The 6,638-nt window shown below is 43.7% G+C and carries 6 protein-coding genes; 2 read left to right on the forward strand and 4 right to left on the reverse strand.

What is annotated here, in order from left to right; all coding sequences use genetic code 11:
- Nucleotides 1-848: 848 nt before the first annotated feature.
- Together QUB44_RS29865 and QUB44_RS29870 are read right to left on the reverse strand one after the other, a co-directional pair.
- Entirely contained in the window at nt 849-1,172 is a 324-nt protein-coding gene (locus tag QUB44_RS29865; protein ID WP_333373319.1) for a DUF4087 domain-containing protein, read from the reverse strand.
- 16 nt (nt 1,173-1,188) lie between these two features.
- Entirely contained in the window at nt 1,189-1,794 is a 606-nt protein-coding gene (locus tag QUB44_RS29870; RefSeq protein ID WP_333373321.1) for a hypothetical protein, read from the reverse strand.
- 99 nt (nt 1,795-1,893) lie between these two features.
- Between QUB44_RS29870 and QUB44_RS29875 the strand changes: the two genes are divergently transcribed.
- Nucleotides 1,894-2,601 carry a hypothetical protein gene (locus QUB44_RS29875; protein ID WP_333373324.1) on the forward strand — a complete coding sequence of 236 codons (708 nt, stop codon included), beginning with the start codon at nt 1,894-1,896 and terminating at the stop codon, nt 2,599-2,601.
- A gap of 222 nt (nt 2,602-2,823) precedes the next feature.
- Nucleotides 2,824-3,678, forward strand: a complete 855-nt coding sequence (locus QUB44_RS29880) for an SGNH/GDSL hydrolase family protein (protein WP_333373327.1) — start codon at nt 2,824-2,826, stop codon at nt 3,676-3,678.
- A gap of 122 nt (nt 3,679-3,800) precedes the next feature.
- Here the strand turns inward: QUB44_RS29880 and QUB44_RS29885 are convergent, their stop codons facing one another.
- The gene (locus QUB44_RS29885; RefSeq protein WP_333373330.1) at nt 3,801-4,700 is read right to left on the reverse strand and encodes a DUF4436 family protein; all 900 of its coding nucleotides are present in this window, start codon (nt 4,698-4,700) and stop codon (nt 3,801-3,803) included.
- Between the two features lie 231 nt (nt 4,701-4,931).
- Nucleotides 4,932-6,428, reverse strand: coding sequence for a carotenoid oxygenase family protein (locus QUB44_RS29890; protein WP_333373333.1), 1,497 nt, complete (start codon nt 6,426-6,428; stop codon nt 4,932-4,934).
- Nucleotides 6,429-6,638 lie beyond the last annotated feature (210 nt).

Consider the following 6,638-nt stretch of genomic DNA (forward strand, 5'->3'; position numbering starts at 1 on the left):
TTGCCCAAAAATAGCTCAAAACCTCTGCCTAGCATTTATGAGTATTTGTACTCATCGCAAAAGTGACACGCTCCCATTTTGCATCCCAACCAGGTTTTTGTTAGTCCAGGACTGACTTATTGAAATAAGTGACAAAAAACCCCAAAATGGATAATATTATTGCAGACATAAATAGTGAGACTTTTAGTAAAAAACTGCATAATGTCTGCAAATGTGCGTGAAGCGAAGCTATCCCGTTTCCCGCAGGGGTTCCCGAAGGGTAGGGAATCGCCCCGTCCCAAATCCCGGCTGAGGCAAGTTTTAATCCGACTTCCCATCGCCGTAATTGGTGGTATTATCGCCCTCAACCTTCCTCACTCCTTAATTCCAGTGTTTTTTACCAGTTTCATAAACTTCCAAAAGTTTTGTTGCCACATTTGGATCGCCAAAATATTCAAGATATTCAACACCAAGCTCAAGAATTGTTATCGTACGTATACCTGTTCTACTATCCCATACCCACCTTCCGTATTTACATTCATACTCATTGATTTTTTTATTTCTTATATGTATTAAAGTTTGTAGGCTCTTTATTCGGAGGCTTGCCTTGTACACGGTAAAGAGCGGTAATAGAAACTCGTTTATCCTCAATTGTTATTTCTTTACCATTGTAAATTAAGCTCGCCATAATTACACCATGATTTTGAATTACTTAAATTTTTATATTTGCTGCTGCATCATCAATCAACTGTTTCACATCTTTATCAACTGAATTATCTAGGGGTAGATAGGCACATAGGATGCAGCGATCGCACATAGTCATGGCTTTAATTTCATTCTTTTAGCAAATTTGGATCTTCGCGACAAGTCTAGAGTGGTAATGCTTCACCGCCTTGAATCGTGATAATCCTCATCCGATTGGTATCTGTTGCTACATCTAAACAAGCACAACCATATCCATAATAACCATTGGTTCTGACATATTCCTTTTCGTCACTGGGAATATTATCCATTCCTTCGGCTTGATATCCCCCTTGCCTGGAAATCACCCAAGTGCCATTTGTGTCTCTTAAATACCAATTTCCAGGTGTGGGATTGTGCAACCATCCACACCTAGTTTCTGTAGCCTTAACAGGCAAAGCTATGACAGAAATAAAGGAGATGATAGCCAGCATAAGCAAGCTTATTTTCATAACTCTAATCATTTCATCACCTCTTTGGTAAAGTATCACTACAACCAGCTTCTTTAAATTGTTGAAGCAACCGATTTCTCTCCGCTGGGGCAAGGGAACTCATTAATTGAGCTGGCTCGACTAGCGGTTTAGGCCAAGCGTATTCGTAGATACCAGGTTGATTATTTCTAGTGTCAATAAAAGCGACTCCTAAATAGTTGTCTTGTTGAATGAGACTCGCGAAATTAGTGGTTTTGATGGATTTTCCAGAGATAGTTCCTCGATCAAAACTTATCCCCCTGTCATTTGGTGTGGGAATAAAAGTTGTTATAATACAAACTTTACCTTTAAGACTTGAAGGGTAAATATTTTTAGTTTCTTCTAGTGCCGTCCATTGACCGATAAAAGGTGCTACATCAGGATTAACTGGCAACCAAGCTCTAACAAACTCTTTCAATTTTTGAGTTTCAGTTTCATTACGGCGATCTCGAATATAAAAATCACGATTACCCGGCGACGGCGAAGCCACAAAATTGCGAAACCGATTCATTAATTGCTGCAATTCATTCTCAGTAGGGTATCGTTTAGATTGTTGTGCAGTAATTGGTAAACAGAAAGCCAAAATTATTAAATTGACCATCAAGGCTACTACCCGGAATTTTCTCATAAGTAATACTCTCAAGTTCTGTTAACCCTTAATTTACCAGCAAATCAGCACATCTCCTCCTTGCTCATAAAACCTATGTATAAACCACCACTCCCACAACCCCAACTCGATCGCACGCCAATCACCTGCGATCGCACTGTGCTAAGTAAAACATACGCGATCGGCAAAAAAGCAGAGCGCCACAATTTGGCAAAACTAATAACCTGTACGGTTATATTACTGCCTGCAAACCTAGCTTTTTCTGCTCCTACTTACTTGGGTAGCGAACCTAGTGCTGAGGCTGACAGCGCTAAATTTACTCAAAAGGTTAACATCATCCTGGCTCAAGAAAGCACCCAGGTGCCGCTGAGCATTCGGTATGGTGGGACAGAAGCTAGGGGAGGCTTTGTCCTCATGCAACTGACTGCACCCAATCGAGATACAACTCAACCGGCTTACGGTGGCAAGCTTCGTTTCTACGATGTTCATCTTGCCAAAATGTTTGAAACTTCCCATTTTTTGTGCCAGCAGTTTAGAGGGGTTTCCGGTTATGAATGGGTTTATTCAGCAGGTAATGGAAGTATTCGCATGGGAAACTTTAGAATTCCCTGTAGTTTAGCTAGCGAAATGACTTCAACCTACCGCTTAGGTAAGCCAGAACGCACAAGCATTGCCAAAGATACCGAGGGCGGCCCTCCTGAATCAGATGTCTATTCTATTCCGATTTTAGACATCACTGGTTCTAAAGTTCAGCGGTGGATGAATTTTGTGCAAAATTTTAAACCAACTAGCAGGGCTCTGTAGCAACCTGCGATACTAAACGCTCAAACCTGCAATAAGCGTCATTTCTCAGCGTTCGACTGAGCACAACTCGACCGATCTCGCCGAATGTCTCGCGCCCAAGTCCAGGATTGTTTGCAACTATAGCGAAATTGATGGCTCACTCTCAGAACACTCAGGCTAAAATCTAGGATTAAAGTGAGGACACGCATCAAATAGGCTCTTTTTCATTCTTCCTTCTTCCTTATGTCTCCCAATGCGCGATCGCCCCGTCCCAAACTCCCGAATCGGCAAGTGTTAATCAGACTTGCCCTCACCGTAATTGCTGCTGTTATCGCCTTCAACATTCCTCACTCCTTAATTCCCATGTTTAAAGAATCCGTATCCCAAGCAACGCCGCCACCAGAAATCCAGAACGTACTCGCCGGCAAGCGCAAAATTGTGATAGTGGGCGACAGCATCACCGAGGCTGGGAAATACCCAGGAGGTTACGTTTGGCTGCTACAACGCTATCTGAATGCCCTTTATCCCGATCGCAAAATCAAAATCGTCAACGCCGGAATCTCCGGTAACAAGGCGACTGATATGCAAGCGCGCTTCCAGAAAGATGCGATCAACCAAAAGCCAGATTTAGTGATGATTAATGTCGGAGTAAACGACGTTTGGCACGCTTTCTTCAACTTCCCAAAAAATCAGTTTTATCCGCAAGGCAACTTGCCCACGGGAGTGCCGCTGGCAGAATATCGGGATAAAATAACTCAAATGGTGCTGGCGGCAAAAGTCGCAGGAATTCGAGTTGTACTGCTTTCTCCTACTCCTATCGGCGAGATTCTCGACGGCCCAGAAAATCGCAGGTTGCAAGATTATATTGCAGCGATGCGAGAAATTGCGTTGCAGAATCAGTGCTTGTTTATCGATTTGAATGGGCCTTGTCGAGAAGTTATCGGCACGTATCAAAAGCACGCCGGCAAAACTCTGAATTTGTTAGCAGCAGATGGAGTGCACCCAAATCAATCGGGATATCGAATTATAGCTTTTACTATCTTGCGCGGTTTGGGCATACCCGCAAAGGATATTGAGAATTTAGAAGTCAAAAACTGAATCTTTGAATTTAGTTAACAGTTGACGGTTGACTGTTAATTGAAAGTATCCAAGGTAAAAGCCCCTGATTTATCTCTGGGCTAAATTATTCAAATCTAAAATCTAAAATCTAAAATCTAAAATCATTCAATCGGTGGATGATACCGCTTCAACCAACAGCTACCAATAATAACTAATGCCACCACAACTATAATTTCCGTCCAAAAAAACGAAAGGAAATCACTGGCAGTTCCCACCGGCGGCACCCCCGGTTGAGCATTGCGAATAGCGGGAAAAGCAAACAGCATCACAGCAGTCCAACTCAGCATTCCCACTTCCGGCAACTTCCCAGATTGCATCACTTTTAATGCTAGCAAAAGTGCCATAGTTGACAGCACCCACATGATGACAATAATCACTAAGGCAAAGAATTTTACCGGGATTGAGCGAGTTGCAGAAACATCAATATAAATAAAGATAGAGGAATTCTCTTCCATCGGCTTATAACTGATGTCGAAACCAGGAACATCGGCATTAAACTTAAATTCCAACGGCACGGGATTCAGTTCAAATGGAGCAAACTTTTTACCAATCGAAGGCAGCGGATCAATCGAAATAGCTACTTTAGCAATGTGCCTATCAAATGGGTAATTGTTAATTTTTCCTTTGACTAAGTTAAACTTTAATGCAGGGACAATCATCGGTTTGCCTTCTTTAAAGGTAATTTCCGAATCCTGTACATTTGCGCCGTTAACTGTCATTAACAAGTCTTGCGCCGGGTAAGTTGGCCCTTTTTTATAAATACCTTTGAGTTCAAACTGCAAACGGGCTTCTAATTCGTTTTTAATGGGGTCAACGGCAATTAATGTCATTTTTACCTCAACCAAACCTTTGGACGCGACCGCGCTTTCTGGAGATAAATTGTAAGGCTCTTGGGCGTTAGCATTGTGAGAGTAAATAGATAAGATAATTGCAAAACTTACGATGATACTGCTAATTAAGATAATTATTTTTTTTAAACTAAATGTGTTAATAGTTTGCATTTATTATGATATTTTACATCTTGAATATTTGTTAGCACTCCTGGCAATCCGCCAGGGGTTTAAACCCCTGGCTCATAGCTAAAGTCGGTTGAAACCGACTAAAAAAACTCGATCAATAATAAATGTTGGTTTTAGTCCTATTTTAGAGGACTTTCGCTGTGAGCTGGGGGTTTTTAACCCCGGCGGGCTGTGGCGCTCATCGGCGCAAGAACCAGGCGAATCAACTGGTCACTACGAACCGATAGGAAGCAGTACATTTGGTGTGAAACTTCCGTGCAAACCGTAGGGAATGTGCTGTTTTAAATGCAAGCGCGCTAGGGGCCCTTTGGTGATGTCGCGAGCATCTAAAATCACTAAGGTCGATCGATGATTAGCTGCATCATACATTAAAACCAGCAGCCAGCCGTCATCCTCCGCAACAGCATCGGGACGGGTAACAAACACCGGTTCCCCCGCAAAACCACGCGGCGCGGCACTCCAAATTTGCCTTTCACCAGTCACAAAATCAATTTTGAGGATAGCTTGCAAAGGAGCATTTCCCGTGGGAGCATCAGCAGCACCGATATAAAGATATCGGTAAGGTTGTCCGACATTATTGGGATGCAAAGTCGGAAACTCGCAACACCGAGTTTCAACAACTTGATGCTGCACGGTTTTGTCTTGCAAATTTAACTTAAAGCGCCACAATTCGCCCGCTGGAATGCTGTCAAAATCAACCTCCAGAAAATCGGCGTTTCCTTCTACAGTTGGAAATGATTCGTAACAAACTGAATCTACAAAAACTTCGTCTCCTTCTTCCCATGCGTTGCAGTGGTGGAAGACAAAACAAGGTTCGGTTTCTAATATCTTCACCTCGTCAGTGCCGTTGCGGGGAATTAAAATTGCTTGCGTTGGCTTGTTTGGCGAAAATTGAATGCACTGGGATGCACTGCGAAATCCTAACACGAAAAGCAGCGGGTTGAAGCTGACGGGATTTTGGAAGAATATGCAGTAATTCGGGGTAATTACCATGTCGTGCAGGAAGGCAAAACCCGGTATTGCATGGGCGTGACGCTGCAAAAGTTTGCCGCTTTCGTCGAGTTCGTAAATCGTGATGGTACTCGAAAAACCCGGCTTGACAGAAAAGTTTACTAATCTGTCTCCTTTGCCATTTTTCCCTTTTTCAATTCTGGGGTGGGCAGCGAAGGCTTCACCAGGTTCCAAGATGCCATCTAGGGTGTCTAAACCGAGTGTTTCTAGGGTGCGGGGGTCGAGTCTGTAGGGCTGTGCTGCTTCCCAAAGTGCTAGCAGTTTGTCGCCCCAATAAATGATGTTGGTATTCGCAATGTTTTTGATTTTGACCTCAAAGATGTTGGCAAGCGGGCCCCCTGGCTTCTGTGTGCCGAAAACGCCTCGGTGGAGGATTTTTCCGGCTTTTTGTTCGGCGAGATAGCCTTCAGTGCGGACGAATCGGTTGCGGAAATGGGCGCGGTCTTCGGATATTGCGATCGCACAAATCATCCCGTCGCCGTCAAACGGATGGTGGATGCGCTGGCCGTTGACATCCAATAATCCGGGCCCGTTACGAAAGAATGTGCCTTGCAAGCCGGCGGGGATTTCGCCTTCTATGTCGTCAATCCAGTAGTCGGATTCGTTGGGTTGGGATTCGTAACCGCGCTGCCAGTCTGTGCGATCGTATGATACGTTTTGAGCTGCGGTTTGAGGTTGAGAAATCTGTAAGTTTGGCATTGGTAGAATAAGCTTTTATTGATTTAACCGCAGAGAACACAGAGGGCGCAGAGAGAAGGAAAATCGGAGAATTGGGAAACACATTTAAATTCATCCGTCCGTGTCAAAATCCGTGTGTGCCTGCGTTTATTTGCCAGGGCTATTTCATTCTAAACAGCTTCTTCAAAACGTCTAGACCATAGCCCGCGAGCCGTTGTGCCTGTGCCATAT

The sequence above is a fragment of the Microcoleus sp. AT3-D2 genome (assembly GCF_036705715.1).
Classification (GTDB): Bacteria; Cyanobacteriota; Cyanobacteriia; order Cyanobacteriales; family Microcoleaceae; genus Microcoleus.